Source organism: Mesorhizobium loti CJ3sym (assembly GCF_000472785.1).
Lineage (GTDB): Bacteria > Pseudomonadota > Alphaproteobacteria > Rhizobiales > Rhizobiaceae > Mesorhizobium > Mesorhizobium loti_E.
On sequence record NZ_AXAL01000007.1, the window covers coordinates 207,542 to 227,224 of the forward strand.

Below are 19,683 nucleotides of genomic sequence, written 5' to 3' on the forward strand. Positions count from 1 at the left end.
GATCAGTAAGGCGAACGGCACTCCTGACGCGAACCGTAATTCGGCTGGAAAGTGTTGTCCGAAGAACGATAGCTGCGATAGTGGTCATAGCACCACTGCACATGCGAGTTGCCTTCGTAGCGGTTGTTCTCGCTGTTGACGATCGCACCGGTGATCAGGGCGCCAGTCGCGAAGGCCGCGAGCGGGAACCAATAGTCGCCGTGACGACGATAACCCTGATGGTAGTCGCGATAGCCACGATGGCCATTCCAGAAGCCGCCGCCATCATTGTTGCGGGCGAAGTTACGACCGCCGAAATTGCGATTTCCGAAATTGCGGTTGCCGAAATTGCGATTGCCGTGGTGGTTCTTCATCCAAGGCTTGTAGTCGACGCTCTGCACGTCGCTCGAAGTCGATGCCGCCTGCGGCACGAACATTTGCGCCGCATTGGCCGGCATGGCTGCGGCTGCTCCAAACGAAACTGACAAAGTGGTCGCCAGTATACCCGTTACGATCTTGTTCATTGTCTTCTCCTTCGAAAGGGTGATTGACGTCCCTTGTGGCGAGACAACGAGCAATACACGGGATGGTTCCTCCCAAAACACCAAGTTACTGATCTGTAATGTTTCTCTTGCCTAACACTAGGACTGCAAAGTGCTCAGCCAATGGCTCTTTCAAGCTTGTATCTCCCTCGATCGAAGTGGCCGTTTGGGCAAGGCGACGACGCCGGAAAAGCTTGGCTCCCGGGTCCGTTTTTTCCGGTTGACCGGTCGAGGCACTCTCCCTATGTTCCGCGCAATTTCGAGGGCCGCCTTTTCGGGCTCGCGGGAGCGCGTAGCTCAGCCGGTAGAGCAACTGACTTTTAATCAGTAGGTCATGGGTTCGAATCCCATCGCGCTCACCATTGTCAAAGGACTTACCAGCGCCTTTGATTTGCCCGTGAACCTCTGCAACGCGCTTTGACCGTTCAGACGCTCCGCGACAGATGCACGTCCAGAACGGCGGCCTTCTTGGCAATCAGGCCTTCCAGATCCGCGTCCGAGCGCTTGGTGCCGGTCCGTTCGCGCAGCAGCGAGACTATCGCGCTCATCGAAAGCGGGGCGATCTGGCCGCGCAGGATGGCATCCACTGCGCCGACAACATCCGAGATCTCCGTTGGTGCTCGCATCGCCGGTTCCTTCCTGTTGAGGTCGGCCTCGATGGCCGATCCTCTGGCGCCGCGATCGAAGATGACCGCCAAGCCGTTCTTTACGGCCAGTGCAGCGACCATATCATCGAGCTGGCGGTCGGTGAGGGCTGGGTCCGCAAGGGTGGGTTTCAGGATCTTGCGGATAACCATGGCAGCCTGGTCCGTGGACACGAAGCCATAGTGCCGTTTTCTGGCCTCGACATATTGTTCGATGATCATGCTCAGGCGTCGGGCTGCAACATCCCTGGGTTCCTGCACCTCGGCCTCCTTGGGCTGCCGTGAGTGTCGGCATCACCAAGACGAAGTAGGGCGGCTTGATCGAACATCAAACGGGGAACGGATCAATCATCCGACGCATCTTCCACTGATGGAGGAACGATCCCGCTGCTGAAGCATTGGGTTCCATGACCAGCTCATTGAGGGAAGGCCGGGCCATGAAGATTGCCCATGTCGCACCACTATACGAATCGGTGCCGCCAAGGCTTTATGGTGGTACCGAGCGTATCATCTCCTACCTGACCGAGGGTCTCGTCGATCTTGGCCATGACGTGACGTTGTTTGCCAGCGGCGATACGAAGACCTCTGCCAAGCTTGTGCCATGCCGTGAACGGGCGCTTCGTCTCGATCCCCGTCCTTTGAAATCCGAGATCGCGGCGCATCTGTCGATGCTGGACGAGGTGAGGAAACGGGCCGACGATTTCGACGTTATCCACTTCCATCTCAGCCATTTCCTGCATTTTCCGTTTTTCCGCGATATGCCGCAGCGCACGGTGACGACGCCGCATGGCAGGCTGGATTACGCGGACCTGGCACAAGCCTATGATCGGTTCCCGCGGTTCCCGATGATTTCCATATCCCGCAGCCAGCGGGCGCGGTTTGCATCGGCGAACTGGCTGGCGACAATCCACCACGGGCTGCCTGTCGATCTCTACAGACCCAATTTCGAGACAGGCCCTGATGGCGGCTATCTTGCGTTTCTTGGCAGAATGTCGCGCGACAAGCGGCCGGATCGGGCGATCGAGATCGCCCGCCGTACCGGCCTGAAGCTCAAGCTCGCGGCCAAGGTCGGTGCCGACGATCGCGCCTATTTCGAGGAGGTAGTCCAACCGATGATCGATGGCGACCAGGTCGAATATGTCGGCGAGATCAATGAGGAGCAGAAGACGGCGTTTCTCGGAAACGCGGCCGCTCTGCTTTTCCCGATCGATTGGCCGGAGCCGTTCGGTCTTGCCGTAATCGAAGCGATGGCTTGCGGGACACCTGTCATGGCCTGGAATTGCGGTGCCATGCCCGAGATCGTCGGTGATGGAGTCACTGGTTTCGTCGTCGAAACCATCGAGGATGCCGTTGCCTCGATGCCGGCTCTCCTGCAGCTCGACAGGCGGCGCGTCAGGGCCGTGTTCGAGCGGAGCTTTTCAGCCCGCAGGATGGGTCAGGATTACGCCGCTGCTTACGCGGAGCTGGTCGACGCCGGCGGTCACGCCAAGGCCTCGTAGCGGCGTCGTCTTCGGAATGAACAGGGACAGGCCACTTTGACCATCAGCCAACTTGACGAGCGCACGCTCGATCCAGCGATAGCACTGGCGTCTCTCGATGAGACAGCGCCCCGGGAGCCGCACAGGCAGTTCGCCCTCAAGCACGGCGACTGCTTTGTCGTCGCCGATGCCTATGGTGACATACGCGGCGTTGGCGACGGGTTCTTCCGCGACGACACGCGCGTGCTTTCCGAGTTTCGCCTCACCGTTGGCGGGCGGTCGACGTCGTTGCTTGGCGCGTCGCTTAGCCAGGACAATGTCCTGTTCACCACCAATTTGACCAATCTGCCGATCGAGAGCGCCGCGGGCCGCCAGATTCCGCAAGGCGCGATCCATATCGAGCGCGTCCGGCTGCTGTGGGAGGAGAGGCTGTATGAGCGCATAACGCTCTCCAATTACAGCAGGGAGCATTCGACGATCCTGCTGTCGCTGCGCTTTGGTGCCGATTTCCGCGACATGTTCGAGGTCCGGGGCTCGACCCGCGCGAAGCGTGGAACTGCCCACACGGCCGAGATTGCCCGCAACGCGGTCGTGCTGCGCTACGATGGCCTGGACGACGTGGTGCGGACATCGGCGATATCATTTTCACAGACGCCCGATCAGCTGACGGCCGACCAGGCGGATTTCGTCATCGCCGTCACCAAGCGCAGCAGCCAGACGCTTTACCTGGAAGTGGGCAATGAGACAGACGAACGCCCCGAAAGCCGCCGGTTTCGCGCTGCGGCCGCCCGCGCTCGGTTCGGCATGCGCGCCAAACGCCGGCATGGTGCGACACTGCACAGTTCGGGCCGCGTCTTCAACGACTGGATGGCTCGGGCTCGCGCCGATGTCGCGCTGCTCACGACGGAACTGCCGACCGGGCCTTATCCCTATGCCGGCATTCCGTGGTTCTCCACCGCCTTCGGCCGCGACGGTGTGATTTCAGCCCTGCAGATGCTTTGGCTCAATCCCGGGCTGGCGCGAGGCGTTCTGGCGTTTCTTGCCCAGCACCAGGCGACCGAGACCTCGCCGTTCAGCGATTCCGAACCCGGCAAGATCATGCACGAGACCCGCAAGGGCGAGATGGTGGCGCTCAGCGAGCTGCCTTTCGGCCGTTACTATGGCGGTGTCGACACGACGCCGCTCTACATCCATCTTGCCTGCGCCTATGCGGATCGCACGGGGGACACAGCCTTCATCGATACGCTGTGGCCCTCGCTGTGTGCCGCGGCCGAGTGGATCGAAACGGCGAGCCGTTCGACAGGATTCCTCACCTACCAGCGCGCTGCGGAATCCGGCCTGGCCAACCAGGGATGGAAGGACAGTTTTGATTCCGTCTTTCACGCCGATGGCAGCATTCCGAAGGGGCCAATCGCACTGGTCGAGGTGCAGGGCTACGTCTTCGCGGCGTTCCAGGGGTTGGCGAAACTGGCGCGGCTGCGTGGCGAAACGGAGCGGGCGGAGGGGTGGGAAATACGCGCCGATACACTTCGCCAGCAAGTCGAACGCCATTTCTGGATCGAAGACCTGAGCTACTATGCGCTGGCACTGGACGGCGAGGGTCAACCTTGCAAGGTGCGCACATCCAATGCCGGTCACCTGCTTTACGTCGGCCTTCCCAGCCCTGATCGCGCACGCATGGTCGCCGACCAGCTGCTGTCGGCCTCGTTCCATTCCGGCTGGGGATTGAGAACGCTGGCGGACGACGCGATCTTCTTCAATCCGATGTCCTATCATAACGGGTCGATCTGGCCGCACGATACCGCGATCTGCGCCGCCGGACTGGCGCGATACGGTATCCGCGACGATGTGGTGCGGCTGATGAGTGGGACCTTCGAATCCGCCGTTCATTTCAACATGCGGTTGCCGGAACTGTTTTGCGGTTTTACGCGCGCGGCTGGCGAAGCGCCGATTGCCTATCCGGTGGCGTGCCTGCCGCAAGCCTGGTCCGCCGGCTCCGCCTTCATGCTCATGCAGTCGTGCCTCGGGCTTCAGATCGATGGCTGGGCAGGCGAGATCCATGTTACCCGGCCGCGCCTGCCGATCGGCATCGACAGCCTCGTCCTTCGTCATCTTTCGGTCGGGCAGGCGACGGTGGATCTGACGTTCCAGCGCGTCGGAGATCGTGTTGGCGCTTTCCTCGCCGAGCCGCATGAGGGGCTGGTGCCTCTTGTGGTGAGGAGCTGAAAAACCGGAACCATCATGCGTGGTGGGGCGTTGGTCAACAGACTATGGGCGCCGAAGTTCCAGAAGATGGAGTCTGTTCGGTATCCCATTGAAAGGTAATCGATTTTAATGCCCGACAACAGTTCGTCCCTGGTCATTCCCATCTTCGCATTGTGGCTCTTCATCCTTGTAGCTGTTGGCGTCCTGTTTATTGCGCTGATGACGATGATGGTGCGGTCGCGCAGGAGCCGCAGGCTTGCTGCTGTGAAGGCCGATCCGGCTCCCAGCCCGGTGCCGGAATTCGAGAAGAATGGGCAGTCCACCGTCGCCGCGCTGGCACAGTGGTCGCCCGAGACGCTGCGCCACATACTGGCCACGGAACTGCCCGATGCCCAGGTGATCGTCGTCTCGAATCGTGAGCCGTACATCCACAACCGCAAGGGCGACGACATCGAGCTGGTCGTACCCGCCAGCGGGCTCGTGTCCGCCCTGGAGCCGATAACGCGCGCCTGTGCGGGCACGTGGATCGCCTATGGCGGCGGTTCGGCCGACGCGCTTGTGGTCGACAAGAACGACCGGATCGAGGTGCCGCCTGACAATCCTTCCTACACGTTGCGCCGCGTCTGGCTGAGCGAGGAAGAGCAGCAAGGCTACTATCTCGGCTTTGCCAATGAGGGCCTCTGGCCGCTGTGCCATATCGCCTTCACCCGGCCGATATTCCGTGCCTACGATTGGGAAGCCTACGAAGCGGTCAACCGCAAATTCGCCGACACTGTCGTAGCGGAAGCCCGTAACGAGCGGCCGATCGTGCTGGTCCAGGATTACCATTTTGCACTGCTGCCGCGAATGATCCGGGAGCGCCTGCCTGAGGCGATTATTATCACCTTCTGGCACATCCCTTGGCCGAATTCGGAAGTGTTCAGCATCTGCCCGTGGCGTGAGAAGATCCTTGAGGGCCTGCTCGGCAGTTCAATCGTCGGCTTTCACACCCAGTTCCATTGCAACAACTTCATCGACAGCGTCGACCGTTTCCTGGAAAGCAGGATCGAGCGCGAGGATTCGGCCATCTCCTATGGCGGCCAGATCAGTCTGGTTCACGCCTATCCGATTTCAATCGAATGGTCGCCGCCGCAACTGGACAAGCTGCCAGACGTGGCGCAGTGCCGTCGCCAGGTTCGCGAGAAATTCGGACTGGCAGAACATGTCAAACTGTGCGTCGGCGTTGAGCGTCTGGACTACACCAAGGGCATCCTCGATCGTTTCAACGCGCTCGATGAATTGCTGACGCTTCACCCGGAATGGATCGGCAAGGTGTCGTTCCTGCAGATCGCGGCGCCCAGCCGCGGAACCTTGCCCGCCTACCAGCAATTGTACGAAGAGTGCATGCGCCATGCCGAGGATCTCAACCAGCGCTATGGCCGCGAAGGCTATACGCCCGTCCTGATGGTCACGGAACATCACTCGCAGCTGCAGGTCTACGAAATCTACCGCGCCGCCGACGTCTGCATGGTCACCAGCCTGCATGACGGCATGAACCTGGTTGCCAAGGAGTTTGTCGCCGCGCGCGACGATGAGCAAGGCGTCTTGCTGCTGAGCATGTTCGCCGGCGCCTCCAAGGAGCTGCTGGAGGCGCTGATCGTCAATCCCTATGACGCGGCAATGATGGGTGACGTCCTGCTGCAGGCCTTGACCATGTCGCCAGACGAGCAAACCCAGCGCATGCGACGCATGCGCGAGATCGTGCGCGAAAACAATGTCTATCGATGGGCAGGCAGCATGCTTCTCGACGCGGCGCGTTTGCGCAAGCGTGATGCAGTCGACCGAGCCGTCGGCGCTGCTCCCACGATCCCTGCCAACGTAATATCACTGCTCGAACGCAAACGCGTGGCGGCACTGTGATGTCGATATCGTCAAACCTTCCGGAACCCGTCGTCCCGCAAGGGCCATGGAGCCTGTTCCTCGATATCGATGGCACGCTTCTCGAACATGCCGCACATCCCGATGCGGTGGTTGTCAGTGAGGAGCTGCGCATGCTGTTGGCACGGCTTGAAACACAATTGGACGGAGCCTTGGCGTTCATCACGGGACGCTCGATCGCCGCCGTCGACCATCTCTTCCAGCCCCTCAGATTGCGCGCCGCCGGCCTCTATGGCCTCGAACACAGGCTGGCGCGTGATGGGCCGGTCGAGGCGGCCAGCGAACCGGCTGACATCGCCGCACTTGCCAACGAAATCGCGACGGAACTGGACAATGCGGAGGTCTATATCGAGCGCAAGGGCCCGATCCTGGCCATTCACACGCGCGCGGCCCCGCATTTGCTGCAGCGGGCGACTGAGTTGGTCGAACAGGCACTGCACAAGTTACCCGCGGGATATCGGGTCTTGGCCGGAAATGCCGGTGTGGAGCTGATGCCGCTGGAGGCGGCGAAGGGAGCAGCCATCCGGCGCTTCATGCAAGTTCCGGCCTTCAGGGGACGGCGGCCGGTGTTCCTCGGTGACGATACATCCGATGAGAACGGGTTCGAGGTCGTCAACGAATTGGACGGCATCTCGGTTCGCATAAAGCCGCATGGATCGACAGCGGCACCTTTTGTGCTGGCCGGTGTGGATGCGGCCTTGGCCTGGTTGGACGGGATGAGCAGACGCGAGACCGCGGCCACGCTGGCCGCAATGGCGAAATGAACTGGATGGCACCCGAGCCACTCCTGCTTCAGGCGCGCATGGAAAGGAGTTTGTAATGACGCAACTGACAAGCCTCATCCGGGAAATCATGCCCGCCTGGCTTAGGCGGCGCTCTGAGCCACTAAGCGGTGATGCCAAGACGGCAGCTGAGTCTTTGCGTCCCGCAGACGCCGACGCAGTCTGGCGCAAGGCTGTCGAGAACGATTTGTTTGGAGCCAACACAGCGGATTATGCAGAGACCGGCGGGAAGGGCCGCAACCGCCATTGACGGTCGCGCTCAGCCGTCCCCGAAAACCAGCGAAACATTACCGCCGGCATGGCGTTCGAGCCGACCTGCGAGGTCTAATTCCAGCAACACCATGAAGACCTGGGCGGGGTGCAGGCCGGTGTGGCGGATGATCTCGTCGACCGACACCGGCGTCGGGCCGAGTGCCTCGATGACGCGGGCGCGGTCGCTCTCGCCGGGCGGCGGTGTGGCCGAGAAATCCGGCGGGTCTTCAAACGGAGGCATTTCCGGCGCGCGCATGCCGGTCAACGGCGCGATTGCCCTGGAAATGTCGGAGGCTTCGGTGACCAGGGTGGCGCCGTCCTTGAGCAGGCCGTTGGTGCCGGCCGCGCGTGGGTCCAGCGGCGAGCCGGGAACAGCAAAGACCAGCCGGCCCATTTCGCCGGCAAGCCTGGCGCTGATCAGCGATCCCGAACGCTGCGCCGCCTCGACCACCACCAGCCCAAGGGCGGCGCCCGCGACAAGGCGATTGCGGCGCGGAAAATCCTGGGCGCGCGGCTGCCAGCCGAACGGCATTTCGGAGATGATGGCGCCGCGCTCGGCAATCTCGTCACACAGACCGGCATTTTCGGGCGGGTAGGGCAGGTCGAGGCCTCCGGCCAGCACACCGATCGTGCCGGTTGACAGACTGCCCTGATGTGCCGCCGTATCGATGCCGCGCGCCAGCCCCGACACGATGCCGTAGCCGTCGCCGCCAAGACTGGCAGCCAGCATGCGCGCCATCTTGATGCCGGCCAGCGATGCGTTGCGGGCACCGACAATGGCAACCCCCGGCAACCGGAACACGGCGGCATTGCCTTTCACCGCCAGCAGAGGCGGTGGATTGTCCATGTTTCTAAGCAATGGCGGATAGTCGGGCTCCCCGATGCCGACAAAGCGCGCACCGGCCTTGCGGGCTGCTTCCAGTTCGGCCTCGGCTTCGGCAATGGACGGGATGCGGGCGATCCGACTGGCACCGCCCGAAATCATCAGTTCCGGCAGGATTTCCAGCGCCACCTCGGCGGACCCGAAGCGGTTGATCAGGTCGCGAAAGGAGGCGGGGCCGACATTCTGGGTGCGGATCAGCCGCAGCCAGCTCAGCCGCTGCCGGTCGCTGAGGCGCGGCCCGGCGGCAGGCTCGCTCATCGCGGTGGCGTGCTCGCTCACCCCTTGGCTCCGATCTTGCCCTCGGTGCCGGCAAGCAGGCGCGAAATATTCGCCCTATGCTTGATGAAGACGATGACGCTCATCACCACGAACAGGACGGCTATCTGCGGGGTGCTCATGAAATACAGGGCAATCGGCACGACGACGGCTGCCGTCAGCGCTGCAAGCGATGAGAACCGGAATAGGAACGCCATCACCAGCCAGACGACGGCGAAGATCAGCGCCACCTGCCAGGCAAGGCCGATCAGCACACCGAGGTAAGTCGCGACGCCCTTGCCGCCCTTGAAGCCGAGCCAGGCCGGAAATAGGTGACCAAGAAAGGCGCCGAGGCCGGCCCAGACCGCCGTTTCCGGCGCGAAATGGCCAGCAATCAGCACGGCGGCCGTGCCTTTCAGTGCATCGAGCAACAAGGTCGCGGCGGCAAGACCCTTGTTGCCGGTACGCAGCACGTTGGTGGCGCCGATGTTGCCGGAGCCAATCTTGCGCACGTCACCAAGGCCGGCCGCGCGGGTGAGCAGCAGGCCGAACGGAATCGAGCCTAAGAGATAGCCGAACACCAACGCTGGGATGAGGCCGTAAGTCATTGTTTCCCCCGCATTTCCCCCTAGTCGACCGCATCAGGCGCGACGCCCGTTCCCGATCTATGCCGAGAACACTGTGCGGCCCGCCACCAGTGTTTGCAAGACCTTGCCTTGCAGGCGCGCGCCTTCAAAACAGGTGTTCTTCGAGCGCGAGCGAATGCCGCTTTCACTGACGATCCAGGGTTCATCGAGATCGACAAGCACAAGGTCGGCAAGAGCACCCGGCTTCAGTGTGCCGCCTGGCAATCCGAACAGTCTTGCCGGCGCGGTAGACAGGGTTTCGACCAACCGCAGCAAGGGCACGTCACCATTGTGGTACAGCCGCAAGGCAGCGCCAAGCAGCGTCTCCAATCCGATGGCGCCGGCGGCCGCGTCGGCGAAGGGCAGGCGCTTGGTGTCGACATCCTGTGGATCGTGCGAGGAGACGATGATGTCGACGGTGCCGTCCCTGACCGCCTCGATCATCGCCAACCGGTCTTCCTCGGCGCGCAGCGGCGGCGTCAGCCGGAAGAAGGTGCGGTATTCGCCGACATCGTTTTCGTTGAGCGACAGATTGTGGATCGACACGCCTGAGGTGACGGCAGCACCATCGGCTTTGGCGCGTGTCACGGCGCTTGCTGCCATCGCCGTCGAGATTTTTGCCGCATGATAGGAACCGCGCGTCAGACGGGCCAAAGCCAGATCGCGCTCCAGCGGGATCGATTCGGCTTCACGCGGAATGCCGGAAAGGCCGAGCCAACTGGCGTACAGACCCTCGTTCATGACGCCTGATGAACCGAGGTCGGCATCCTGGGTTTCATGCACGATGGTGGCGCCGAAATCGCGGGCGTAGGTCAGTGCGCGGCGCATCACCAGCGCGCTTGCTATGGTGTGGCGGCCATCGGTGAAGGCGACGGCGCCAGCCTCACGCAGCAGGCCGAATTCGGTCATCTCGCGGCCGGCGAGACCCTTGGTGATCGCCGCCGCCGGAAAGACGTTGACGATAGCCGTGTCCTTGGCGGTGCGCAGCACGAACTCGACCAGCGCCACATTGTCGATCACCGGGTCGGTATCGGGCATCATGACGATGGAGGTGACGCCGCCGGCTGCCGCCGCGACGCTCGCCGAGGCGATGGTTTCGCGATGCTCGCCGCCGGGCTCACCGATGAAGACGCGGCCATCGACCAGGCCGGCAATGATCGCCTTGCCGGCGCAATCAATTGTTATGGCGCCCTCGGGGGTGCCCTGGTTCAACGCCGCCTTGCCCGCGGCAACGATCTTGCGACCATCGACAATGACGGAGCCGACTTCGTCCATGCCGCGCGAGGGGTCGACGATGCGGGCGCGTTCAAAGACCGTCGTGCTCATGCGCCGCGGCCCTCTTGATTACGGCCTTCTTGATTACGGCGGGGGTCGAGCAGCGCTTCCATCACCGCCATCCGCACGGCAACGCCCATTTCCACCTGTTCCTGGATGACGCTTTGCGGGCCGTCGGCGATTTCCGAGGCAATCTCGACGCCGCGGTTCATCGGGCCAGGATGCATCACCATGGCGTCATCCTTGGCGGCCTTCAGCTTTTCGGCGTCGAGGCCGAAATAGCGGAAATATTCGCGAACCGAAGGCACGAAGGCGCCTTCCATCCGCTCGCGCTGCAGGCGCAGCATCATCACCACGTCGGCGTCTTTCAGGCCTTCGGCCATCGAGCGCGTGACAATCACACCCATTCGTTCGATGCCGGAGGGCAGCAGCGTTGAAGGGGCGACGACCCGAACCTGTGCGCCGAGCGCGTTGAGCAGCATGATGTTGGAACGCGCCACGCGCGAATGCAGGATGTCGCCGCAGATCGCCACGATCAGCTTCGACAGCGGACCCTTGGCGCGGCGGATGGTCAGCGCGTCGAGCAGCGCCTGTGTCGGGTGTTCATGCGCGCCATCGCCGGCATTGACGACGGAGCAGCCGACTTTTTGGGCCAGAAGGGCCGCCGCACCCGCCGACTGATGGCGGATGATCAATATATCGGGCCGCATGGCGTTCAGCGTCATCGCCGTGTCGATGAGGGTCTCGCCCTTTTTCACCGAGGAGCTCGCCACCGACATGTTCATGACATCGGCGCCGAGCCGCTTTCCGGCCAGCTCGAACGAGGACTGCGTGCGGGTAGATGCCTCGTAGAACAGGTTGATCTGGGTGCGGCCGCGCAGCGTCGAGGTTTTCTTCTCGGACTGCCGCGAAATCGCGACCGCCAGATCCGCCCGATCGAGCAAAAGCTCGATGTCGGCGGGCGAAAGGTCGCTGATGCCCAGAAGATGGCGGTGAGGATAGAGTGGCAGGGACGAAGCGTCGGTCATCTCAAGGGGGTGCTATAGGGTGCGGATTTTGCGCCTGCAAGCACCAGCTTTACATTGGCGCCGTTCTCCCCGGTATTTTCGTCGCGCGCGCGGCAACGCTTGGCTATATCTAGCCGATGGCCTCGGATTCGTGGCTTTCGCACGACAGGGACCTTTCTACGGATTGAAGGATTGGGCGTGACCGACGACGTAACGAACCAGCCGCCGCCGCTGACGGGCGGCAACGCCTGGCGAGGCGATCCGTTGCTGATCCAGCTTGCCGAGCGCTTTTCCGATCCGGTGCGCAGGGAACTCGACGGGCTTGGCCGTTTCGTGCTGACCCAGGAAGCACAGGAACTGGCACGCCTCGCCAATGTCGAGACGCCGAAACTGAGGACACATGACCGCCAGGGGCGGCGCCTCGACCTGGTCGAGTTCCATCCCGCTTACCACGCCCTGATGCGTCGTTCGGTGGCGAACGGGTTGCATTCCTCGGTCTGGGAAAATGGTGACGCCGAGATCGGCCGTCGCCACCAGGTGCGTGCCGCGCGTTTCTATCTGACCGCCGAACTCGAAACGGGGCACCTCTGTCCTATCACCATGACCAGCGCCTCGCTGGCGGCATTGATGGCCAGCCCAAAGCTGTTTCGCGAATGGGCGCCGCGCGTGACGACGCGCAAATACGACCAGAGCCAGAAGCCGCCGGTGGAGAAGACCGGGCTGACGCTCGGCATGGGCATGACCGAGAAGCAGGGCGGCACGGATGTGCGTGCCAATGTGACGAGGGCCGAGCGCGCCGGCAGCGGTTTTTATCGCCTGACTGGGCACAAATGGTTCATGTCGGCGCCGATGTCGGACGCCTTCCTGGTGCTGGCGCAGGCGCCGGAAGGGCTGTCCTGCTTCCTGGTGCCGCGTGTTCTTGGCGACGGATCGGGCAATGGCTTCCGCTTCCAGCGGCTGAAGGACAAGCTCGGCAACCGCTCCAACGCGTCTTCCGAGGTCGAATTCGTCAACGCCATCGGCGAAATGGTCGGCGAACCCGGCGCCGGCGTGAAGACTATCATGGACATGGTGACTTTGACCCGGCTCGACTGCGCGGTGGCATCCTCGGCCATCATGCGGGCAGGGCTGGCGGAAGCGGTTCATCATGCCCGCCATCGACAGGTTTTCGGCTCGGCCTTGATCGAGCAGCCGCTGATGCAGCGCGTGCTGGCCGACATGGCGCTGGATGTCGCCGCGGCAACCGCGCTGTCGTTTAGGCTGGCGCGCTCCTTCGACGAGGCGGCGGGCGATCGCGGCGAGGCGGCCTTTGCGCGCGCCATGACGGCGGTCGTCAAATACTGGGTCTGCAAGATCGCGCCAGCACTGCTTTACGAAGCGATGGAGTGCCTTGGCGGTAACGGCTATGTCGAGGAAGCGCCGCTCGCCCGCTACTATCGCGAGGCCCCGGTCAACGCGATCTGGGAAGGGTCGGGCAATGTCATGGCGCTCGACGTGCTGCGTGTGCTTGGCCGCGCGCCCGGCCTGTTCGAAGAGGTGCTGGGGGGGATAGACCGTGATCTCGGTGCCGGCGGACGCGGCACGGTCGGCGTTCTGAAGGCGGCGATGCAGGTTGCTTCAACCGACGAGGGCTCAGCCCGGTTACTGACGGAACAGCTGGCGCTGTCAGCCGCGGCGGCCGAGCTGCGCCGGCTTGGGGCAGGGCGGATTGCCGATGCCTTCGTCGAGACGCGCCTGGCCGGTCAGTGGCGCAACACCTACGGTATGCTCGATTCGCGCCACGACGCGCGCATGATCATCGATACGCTCTATCCGCCGGTGAACTGAGCCGCGAGCGGCTCGTCGCTGGATTTGGAAACGTCTGAGGGCATCGTCGTGCGCCCTGTGGATGGCCGTTAACCTTAACAAATGGTTTCCGTTGCGGCGGCGGGCGGCAAAGCCCACTGTTATTCCTGCCGAAGCAGGAACCACGATGCGACACGTATTGACCTCCTTTTTGTCTGTGCACTGGGCGATCGTTTTCGCCCTGCTGGCGCTGATCTGCATCGATGGAAACCGCGGTGTTGCGGCAGCGCTTGGCGTGCTGGGCGTGACCATAGAGAGCGCCCGCTTCGTCAATCTGGAAAACATCGTCGTGGTCGCGCCGCTGGCGGTTGCACTGCTGGTCGTGTCGGTGCTGTTCTTCTGGGCCTTTATCGATACGCTGATCAACGATGCGGCGAGCCCCGGTGCCGACAGCGTGGTGCGCATCGCTTTCATTTCCGCTTCTGGTGTGATGTCGATGATCCTGATCGGCGGCGCGGCCCAAGGCATCAACGGGTTGTTCATGGTGGTGGCCGTGCAACTCGCCGCACTTCTGGCCTCCTATGTCGCGATGCTCGCCGAGCGGCGCTCGGCAGCCGTGTCGGATGACGCCGATTTTCGCGCCACGGCACACGGCATGGCGAAGGCGGCAGCCCACAATTCGCTGCTCTCCATGATATCGGGCCGAACCGGACCGAACGGCAAGGGAGGCAGCTGATGCGCTATATCTTCGCATTGTGGGCGGCACCGATGGCGCTGTTCTGGGGCTGGTTCTACCTGTCGCTCAACGACATGAATTTCGGCTATGTCATGCTGACCCGGCAACTGCATGATTTTGTGTTCCAGCTCTATGGCCAGATGCTCGGCATTGATCCGGCGATCATCCCCGGCATGGTGGCCAAGGCCTGCATCTTCGACGGGTTTCTGCTGATGGCGTTATGGGCGTTTCGCCGCCGCCGCGAAATCGCCGGCTGGGTCAGACGGCGCTGGGCGGGTCCTGTCCCGTTCGATCGGCTGCATCGAGTGACTGAAGCCGGTCCAAAACTCCCTGCAGAATAAAGGCCGCGGCCGCCGAATCGATCTTGCCGGCGCGTTTGGCGCGCGAGAAATCCATTTCGATCAGCGTCCGTTCGGCGGCGACCGTCGACAGCCGCTCATCCCAGAACACGAAGGGCAGGTCGCTCAGCTGCGCCATGTTGCGTACGAAGGCGCGTGACTTCTGCGCACGCGGACCTTCCGAACCATCCATGTTGATCGGCAGCCCGATCGCCACCGCGCCAACGTTCTCCTTCTGCATCAAGGCCAGCAGGACTGCGGCATCGAGCGAGAACTTCCTTCGCATGATGACCGGGCGCGGATGAGCGAAAGAGAATCTCCGGTCGGAAACCGCAACGCCGATCGTCTTGTCGCCGAGATCGAGCCCCGCCAATGTTTTTCCGCCGGCAAGCCGGGCCGGCAATTCTTCGATCGTGATAATGCTCAACGGTGGTCCTTCGCCTTTTCACCACCACGTGTTTTGTCAAACGCGCAATGGGCACAGTAACCCTTTGATCTCGGGGCTATCGGCGTTCTATCCTTTGGCCTGGCAAAAATCGAGGAAAGCATTCATGAAACTGACCTGGTACGGCCACTCGGCCTTCCGTATCGAAACCGGCGACGCCAAGATCCTCATCGACCCCTATCTGGTCGGCAATCCGTCCTGGACGGGCGGCTGGGAAGGACCGGCGGAGGGAGTAACGCATGTTCTGCTGACGCACGGGCACAGCGACCACATCAGCGGCGCGCTGGAAGTCCTCGGCAAGAGCGGCGCCCAGCTGGTCGCCAATTTCGAGATCTGCATGTATCTGGTCGGCAAGGGTGCCGACGGCAACAAGATCAATCCCGGCAACATTGGCGGCACGGTCGATTGCGGCGGCTTCACCACGACATTCGTCCAGGCGCTGCACTCCTCTTCGTTTGGCGAAGACGGGGGCAAGAACACCTATCTCGGCAATCCGGGCGGTCTCGTCCTGCATTTCCCGGAAGACCGGACTCTCTACCACATGGGCGATACCGACATCTTCTCCGACATGGCGTTGATCAACGAGTTGCATGAGCCCAAGATCGGCATCGTGCCGATCGGCGACCGTTTCACCATGGGCGGTGCTGTGGCGGCACTCGCCTGCCGCCGCTTCTTCAAGTTCGAAACGGTGGTTCCTTGCCACTTCGGTACGTTTCCAATGATCGATCCGACGGCCGAGAAATTCCAGGCCGGCCTGGAAGGGTCCGGCGTCGAAATAGCGTTGCCGAAGATTGGTGAGACGATTACGATCTAGAGACGGCTAAAGCGGAACAAATCCATGGCGTTGCGGCAAACTCTTTTCATTTCGATGTTTGCCGCGGCGTCGCCGGCGCTTGCCGCCGATGACTTCATCGAAGGCGTCTACCTCCAGTCCGAGGAGCTTTGTGCACAGGCCAAGAAGGATACGCTGCAGACGCTGATCGACGCCGGCAATGTCGTGTTGTCGGCGCACGGCCTGCAAGGCGTTGAATACAATTGCGAGTTCGTTCAGATCAGCAAGGCAACACGCTCGCCAAGCTGGGCGGTGACAGCCATCTGCCAGGAGCCGGGCTATGTCTTTCCAGACGTGCTCTCGGTGACGCAAATGAACCCGACTCAGGTTGATCTCGTCTCGGTCCGGCCCATCGACGACGAAAGCGAGGCCAGCGGCAACAGCGGCAGCTACTATCTGTGCGAGGGCGTTGCCCTGCCATGACGATGCTGAAACGTGTCAGGTCGCTTTTTCGCCGCGAGCGACCGGTGTTCCCAAAACTGGAACTGCACGTCGCGCATGGCTGCAATCTGTCTTGCGAAAGTTGTTCGCACTATTCCAATCACGCCCATTCCGGCACCGTTTCGCTTGAGGAGGCGGACCGCTGGATGCGACTTTGGAGTCGACGCGTATCGGTCACGTGGTTCAACATCCTGGGCGGAGAGCCCACCATTCACCCGCAGCTGCCATCCTTCGTCGGGTTGGTCCGCCGGCACTGGCCTGATACCCGCATAGAGATCGTCAGCAATGGCTTCTTCCTGCACCGTCACCCGACATTGCCGGCGATTCTCGCCGCCGATCGCAACGCCCGGCTGACCGTCTCGGTTCATCATGGTTCGGAGGAGTACCAGGAGAGATTGAAACCGGTCTTCGATCTCCTGGAGGCGTGGCGCCGGGAACACGGGCTGCAGACCGAGATCCGCCCCTCCGACAAGAACTGGACTCGTCGCTACGAAGGCTTCGGCGACGCCATGCTGCCCTTCGAGGATGGCGATCCTCGCGCCAGTTGGGAAATCTGCCCGGCTCGCCAATGCAAGCAACTCCACGCCGGGCAGATCTGGAAGTGCGCGCCTCTCGCCTATCTGCCGATGCAGAAGGCAAAATACCGCCTTTCCGGCAAGTGGGATCCCTATCTGGCGTATCGACCGCTTGAGCCAGGCTGTTCCAACGCGGAACTGCAGGCCTTCGCCGCGCTTGAAGACGAGGACGCATGCAGCATGTGTTCGGCAAAGAAGCGACTGTTTGAGTTGCCCAACCCGCTGCGGCGCCCCAAGGACCGGGTCAGCGCGGCGGTCTAGCACTGCGTCCGGCACGATGCATGTTGCGCGCCGCGCGCGGCGCCGCTATAGCCCGGACTGGTTTTTCCCCGAGGCAAATACATGTCCGTTGATGTCAAGACTGTGAAGCGCGTCGCGCGTCTCGCCCGCATCGCGGTGAGCGAAGAAGATGCCGAACGCATGACCGGCGAGCTGAACGCTATCCTTGGCTTCGTTGAGCAGCTGAACGAGGTCGATGTTTCCGGCATCGAACCGATGACCTCGGTGACGCCCATGGAAATGAAGAAGCGCCGGGATGTTGTCACCGACGGCAACAAGGCGGCCGACATCGTCGCCAATGCGCCGGCGACCGAAGAGAATTTCTTCCTCGTGCCAAAGGTCGTGGAGTAAGGCGCCGATGGCCATCGAGATCGCCATCGAGACGCCGCTGCAAGACGATGTGCGCGGCCTGGTCAAAGAACTCAATGAGACCTTGCTCGAATTGACGCCGCCGGAGCATTGCTACCATTTGACGGTTGAACAGATGGCGGGCCAGGACACGACCGTTTTCATCGCCCGCGACAATGGCATCGCTATTGGATGTGGTGCGCTGAAGCGCCATGGCGACGCCATCGGCGAGGTCAAGCGCATGTATACCAGGCCCTCGCATCGCGGCCGCAAGATCGGCGCCAAGATCGTCGAACGGGTCGAGGCGCTGGCCCGCGATGAAGGGCTGAAACGGCTGGTGCTGGAGACGGGCGATCGTCATCCCGCCGCCTGGACCGTCTACGAACGTGCCGGATTTTCGCGCTGCGGCCCGGTGCTGGATTATCCCGATTCCGAATGGTCGGTTTTTTACGAAAAGAGCCTTTGATGAGCGACCTGACCCGACTGACGATTTCGCAGGCCCGCGCCAAGCTGCGCGGCAAGGAAATCACCGCGACCGAGATTACCGAGGCCTATCTCTCAGCGATCGATCGCGCCAATCCGGCGCTCAATGCCTATGTCGCGGTCACCGGCGACAGAGCGCGCGATATGGCAAAGGCCTCCGACGCCAGGCTGGTCAAGGGCGAGGGCGGTGCGCTGGAAGGCATTCCGCTGGGCATCAAAGACCTGTTTGGCACCGAAGGCGTCCATACCCAGGCATGCAGCCATGTGCTCGACGGCTTCAAGCCGCGTTACGAGTCGACCGTCACCGCCAATCTCTGGGCCGACGGCGCGGTGATGCTCGGCAAGCTGAACATGGATGAGTTCGCCATGGGCTCGTCCAATGAGACGTCCTATTACGGCCCGGTCATCAACCCGTGGCGGCGTTCGCGCCTCGACACGGTGGTGATGCCGACGACGCATCAGGGCGATGGCGGCTTCGTGTCGTCCGGCGGCACCAAAACCCAGCGCAGCCTGGACAATGCACAGCTGGTGCCGGGCGGTTCTTCCGGCGGTTCGGCGACCGCGGTCTCGGCCTTCCTGTGCGCCGGCGCGACAGCGACGGATACCGGAGGCTCGATCCGCCAGCCCGCTGCCTTCACCGGAACCGTCGGCATCAAGCCGACCTATGGCCGTTGCTCGCGCTGGGGCATCGTCGCCTTCGCCTCGTCGCTCGACCAGGCCGGCCCGATTGCGCGTGACGTGCGCGACGCCGCGATCCTTTTGAAATCAATGGCTTCGGTCGATCCGAAGGACACCACTTCCGTTGACCGGCCAGTGCCGGACTATGAGGCGGTGATCGGCAAGCCGATCAAGGGCATGAAGGTCGGCATTCCCAAGGAATACCGCGTCGACGGCATGCCCGAAGAGATCGAGGCGCTGTGGCAGAAGGGCATTGCCTGGCTCAGGGACGCCGGCGCCGAGATCGTCGACATTTCCTTGCCGCACACCAAATATGCGCTGCCGGCCTATTACATCGTGGCGCCCGCCGAGGCGTCGTCCAACCTGGCGCGCTATGACGGCGTCCGCTATGGGCTTCGCGTGCCGGGCAAGGACATCATCGAGATGTACGAGAAGACCCGCGCCGCCGGCTTTGGCCGCGAGGTCAAGCGCCGCATTATGATCGGCACCTATGTGCTGTCGGCCGGCTATTACGATGCCTACTATCTGCAGGCTCAGAAGGTGCGCAACCTGATCAAGCGTGACTTCGAGAATGTTTTTGCCGACGGCGTCGATGTGATCCTGACCCCGGCGACACCGTCCGCGGCCTTCGGCATCGCCGACGAGGACATGGCCGCCGATCCGGTCAAGATGTACCTCAACGACATTTTCACCGTCACCGTGAACATGGCCGGCCTGCCGGGCATCGCCGTACCCGCCGGTCTCGACCCCAAGGGGCTGCCGCTTGGCCTGCAGCTGATCGGCCGGCCGTTCGAGGAAGAGACGCTGTTCCAGACCGCCGCCGTCATCGAGCAGGCGGCCGGCACATTTCAGCCGGAGAAGTGGTGGTAAGGGTATCGCTCATCTGAAGGGCTGAGCG

The 19,683-nt window shown here is 62.5% G+C and carries 21 protein-coding genes and 1 tRNA gene; 15 read left to right on the top strand and 7 right to left on the bottom strand.

All coding sequences use genetic code 11. The features are described from left to right. Window positions 1-2 precede the first annotated feature (2 nt). Window positions 3-503 carry a BA14K family protein gene (locus A3A9_RS0111370; protein WP_027058899.1) on the bottom strand — a complete coding sequence of 167 codons (501 nt, stop codon included), beginning with the start codon at window positions 501-503 and terminating at the stop codon, window positions 3-5. 304 nt (window positions 504-807) lie between these two features. On the opposite strand from A3A9_RS0111370, the gene A3A9_RS0111375 reads away from it, so the two are divergent. Next, window positions 808-883 (top strand) — tRNA-Lys (locus A3A9_RS0111375). 63 nt (window positions 884-946) lie between these two features. Here the strand turns inward: A3A9_RS0111375 and A3A9_RS45155 are convergent. Further along, window positions 947-1,426 carry a hypothetical protein gene (locus tag A3A9_RS45155; protein ID WP_027058900.1) on the bottom strand — a complete coding sequence of 160 codons (480 nt, stop codon included), beginning with the start codon at window positions 1,424-1,426 and terminating at the stop codon, window positions 947-949. Window positions 1,427-1,602: 176 nt separating this feature from the next. Here A3A9_RS45155 and A3A9_RS0111390 point away from each other — a divergent pair, with 176 nt between their 5' ends. The 5 genes from A3A9_RS0111390 to A3A9_RS0111410 all read left to right on the top strand — a co-directional run bounded on the left by A3A9_RS0111390 (window position 1,603) and on the right by A3A9_RS0111410 (window position 7,797). Beyond that, window positions 1,603-2,664 (top strand): glycosyltransferase family 4 protein, encoded by a 1,062-nt coding sequence (locus A3A9_RS0111390; RefSeq protein WP_027058901.1) that lies wholly within the window; start codon window positions 1,603-1,605, stop codon window positions 2,662-2,664. Window positions 2,665-2,706: 42 nt separating this feature from the next. Then, entirely contained in the window at window positions 2,707-4,869 is a 2,163-nt protein-coding gene (locus A3A9_RS0111395) for an amylo-alpha-1,6-glucosidase (protein WP_027058902.1), read from the top strand. 108 nt (window positions 4,870-4,977) lie between these two features. Then, window positions 4,978-6,747 carry an alpha,alpha-trehalose-phosphate synthase (UDP-forming) gene (locus A3A9_RS0111400; protein ID WP_027058903.1) on the top strand — a complete coding sequence of 590 codons (1,770 nt, stop codon included), beginning with the start codon at window positions 4,978-4,980 and terminating at the stop codon, window positions 6,745-6,747. Further along, window positions 6,747-7,529: a trehalose-phosphatase gene (otsB, locus tag A3A9_RS0111405; protein ID WP_033838494.1), complete on the top strand. Its 783-nt coding sequence runs from the start codon at window positions 6,747-6,749 to the stop codon at window positions 7,527-7,529. The genes A3A9_RS0111400 and otsB overlap by 1 nt, the downstream gene beginning before the upstream one ends. Window positions 7,530-7,584: 55 nt before the next feature. Next, a complete protein-coding gene (locus A3A9_RS0111410) occupies window positions 7,585-7,797 on the top strand; it encodes a hypothetical protein (protein WP_027058905.1) in 213 nt (70 codons plus the stop codon). Window positions 7,798-7,806: 9 nt separating this feature from the next. On the opposite strand, the gene dprA is transcribed toward A3A9_RS0111410, so the two are convergent. The 4 genes from dprA to A3A9_RS0111430 are packed head-to-tail and all read right to left on the bottom strand — an operon-like array spanning window position 7,807 to window position 11,866. Further along, window positions 7,807-8,940 (bottom strand): DNA-processing protein DprA, encoded by a 1,134-nt coding sequence (dprA, locus tag A3A9_RS0111415; RefSeq protein ID WP_027058906.1) that lies wholly within the window; start codon window positions 8,938-8,940, stop codon window positions 7,807-7,809. Window positions 8,941-8,957: 17 nt separating this feature from the next. Next, window positions 8,958-9,545 carry a glycerol-3-phosphate 1-O-acyltransferase PlsY gene (gene plsY / locus A3A9_RS0111420; protein ID WP_027058907.1) on the bottom strand — a complete coding sequence of 196 codons (588 nt, stop codon included), beginning with the start codon at window positions 9,543-9,545 and terminating at the stop codon, window positions 8,958-8,960. A 57-nt stretch (window positions 9,546-9,602) separates the two neighbouring features. Continuing rightward, a complete protein-coding gene (locus A3A9_RS0111425; protein WP_027058908.1) occupies window positions 9,603-10,889 on the bottom strand; it encodes a dihydroorotase in 1,287 nt (428 codons plus the stop codon). Then, window positions 10,886-11,866, bottom strand: a complete 981-nt coding sequence (locus A3A9_RS0111430) for an aspartate carbamoyltransferase catalytic subunit (protein WP_027058909.1) — start codon at window positions 11,864-11,866, stop codon at window positions 10,886-10,888. Before A3A9_RS0111430 ends, A3A9_RS0111425 begins: the two co-directional genes overlap by 4 nt. A gap of 177 nt (window positions 11,867-12,043) precedes the next feature. Between A3A9_RS0111430 and A3A9_RS0111435 the strand changes: the two genes are divergently transcribed. The 3 genes from A3A9_RS0111435 to A3A9_RS0111445 all read left to right on the top strand — a co-directional run bounded on the left by A3A9_RS0111435 (window position 12,044) and on the right by A3A9_RS0111445 (window position 14,707). Then, complete coding sequence (locus A3A9_RS0111435; RefSeq protein WP_027029066.1) at window positions 12,044-13,672, top strand: DNA alkylation response protein; 1,629 nt, start codon at window positions 12,044-12,046, stop codon at window positions 13,670-13,672. Window positions 13,673-13,817: 145 nt separating this feature from the next. Further along, window positions 13,818-14,366 (top strand): hypothetical protein, encoded by a 549-nt coding sequence (locus tag A3A9_RS0111440; RefSeq protein WP_027058910.1) that lies wholly within the window; start codon window positions 13,818-13,820, stop codon window positions 14,364-14,366. Continuing rightward, window positions 14,366-14,707: a DUF6105 family protein gene (locus tag A3A9_RS0111445; RefSeq protein WP_033838495.1), complete on the top strand. Its 342-nt coding sequence runs from the start codon at window positions 14,366-14,368 to the stop codon at window positions 14,705-14,707. The genes A3A9_RS0111440 and A3A9_RS0111445 overlap by 1 nt, the downstream gene beginning before the upstream one ends. Here A3A9_RS0111445 and ruvX read toward each other — a convergent pair. Next, window positions 14,625-15,131: a Holliday junction resolvase RuvX gene (ruvX, locus tag A3A9_RS0111450; RefSeq protein ID WP_027058912.1), complete on the bottom strand. Its 507-nt coding sequence runs from the start codon at window positions 15,129-15,131 to the stop codon at window positions 14,625-14,627. The two genes, A3A9_RS0111445 and ruvX, sit on opposite strands and share 83 nt — an antisense overlap. A 124-nt stretch (window positions 15,132-15,255) precedes the next feature. Here ruvX and A3A9_RS0111455 point away from each other — a divergent pair, with 124 nt between their 5' ends. The 6 genes from A3A9_RS0111455 (at window position 15,256) to A3A9_RS0111480 (ending at window position 19,655) form a co-directional block, all read left to right on the top strand. Continuing rightward, on the top strand, window positions 15,256-15,963 hold the full coding sequence (locus A3A9_RS0111455) for a metal-dependent hydrolase (RefSeq protein ID WP_027058913.1): 708 nt from the start codon (window positions 15,256-15,258) through the stop codon (window positions 15,961-15,963). Window positions 15,964-15,987: 24 nt separating this feature from the next. Beyond that, window positions 15,988-16,404, top strand: coding sequence for a hypothetical protein (locus A3A9_RS0111460; RefSeq protein ID WP_027058914.1), 417 nt, complete (start codon window positions 15,988-15,990; stop codon window positions 16,402-16,404). Between the two features lie 2 nt (window positions 16,405-16,406). Continuing rightward, window positions 16,407-17,258 (top strand): radical SAM protein, encoded by an 852-nt coding sequence (locus A3A9_RS0111465; RefSeq protein ID WP_033838509.1) that lies wholly within the window; start codon window positions 16,407-16,409, stop codon window positions 17,256-17,258. Window positions 17,259-17,339: 81 nt separating this feature from the next. Continuing rightward, window positions 17,340-17,627, top strand: a complete 288-nt coding sequence (gene gatC / locus A3A9_RS0111470) for an Asp-tRNA(Asn)/Glu-tRNA(Gln) amidotransferase subunit GatC (RefSeq protein WP_027058916.1) — start codon at window positions 17,340-17,342, stop codon at window positions 17,625-17,627. Window positions 17,628-17,634: 7 nt separating this feature from the next. Next, the gene (locus A3A9_RS0111475) at window positions 17,635-18,090 is read left to right on the top strand and encodes a GNAT family N-acetyltransferase (protein ID WP_027058917.1); all 456 of its coding nucleotides are present in this window, start codon (window positions 17,635-17,637) and stop codon (window positions 18,088-18,090) included. After that, the gene (locus A3A9_RS0111480) at window positions 18,090-19,655 is read left to right on the top strand and encodes an amidase (protein WP_027058918.1); all 1,566 of its coding nucleotides are present in this window, start codon (window positions 18,090-18,092) and stop codon (window positions 19,653-19,655) included. The genes A3A9_RS0111475 and A3A9_RS0111480 overlap by 1 nt, the downstream gene beginning before the upstream one ends. Window positions 19,656-19,683: the final 28 nt, after the last annotated feature.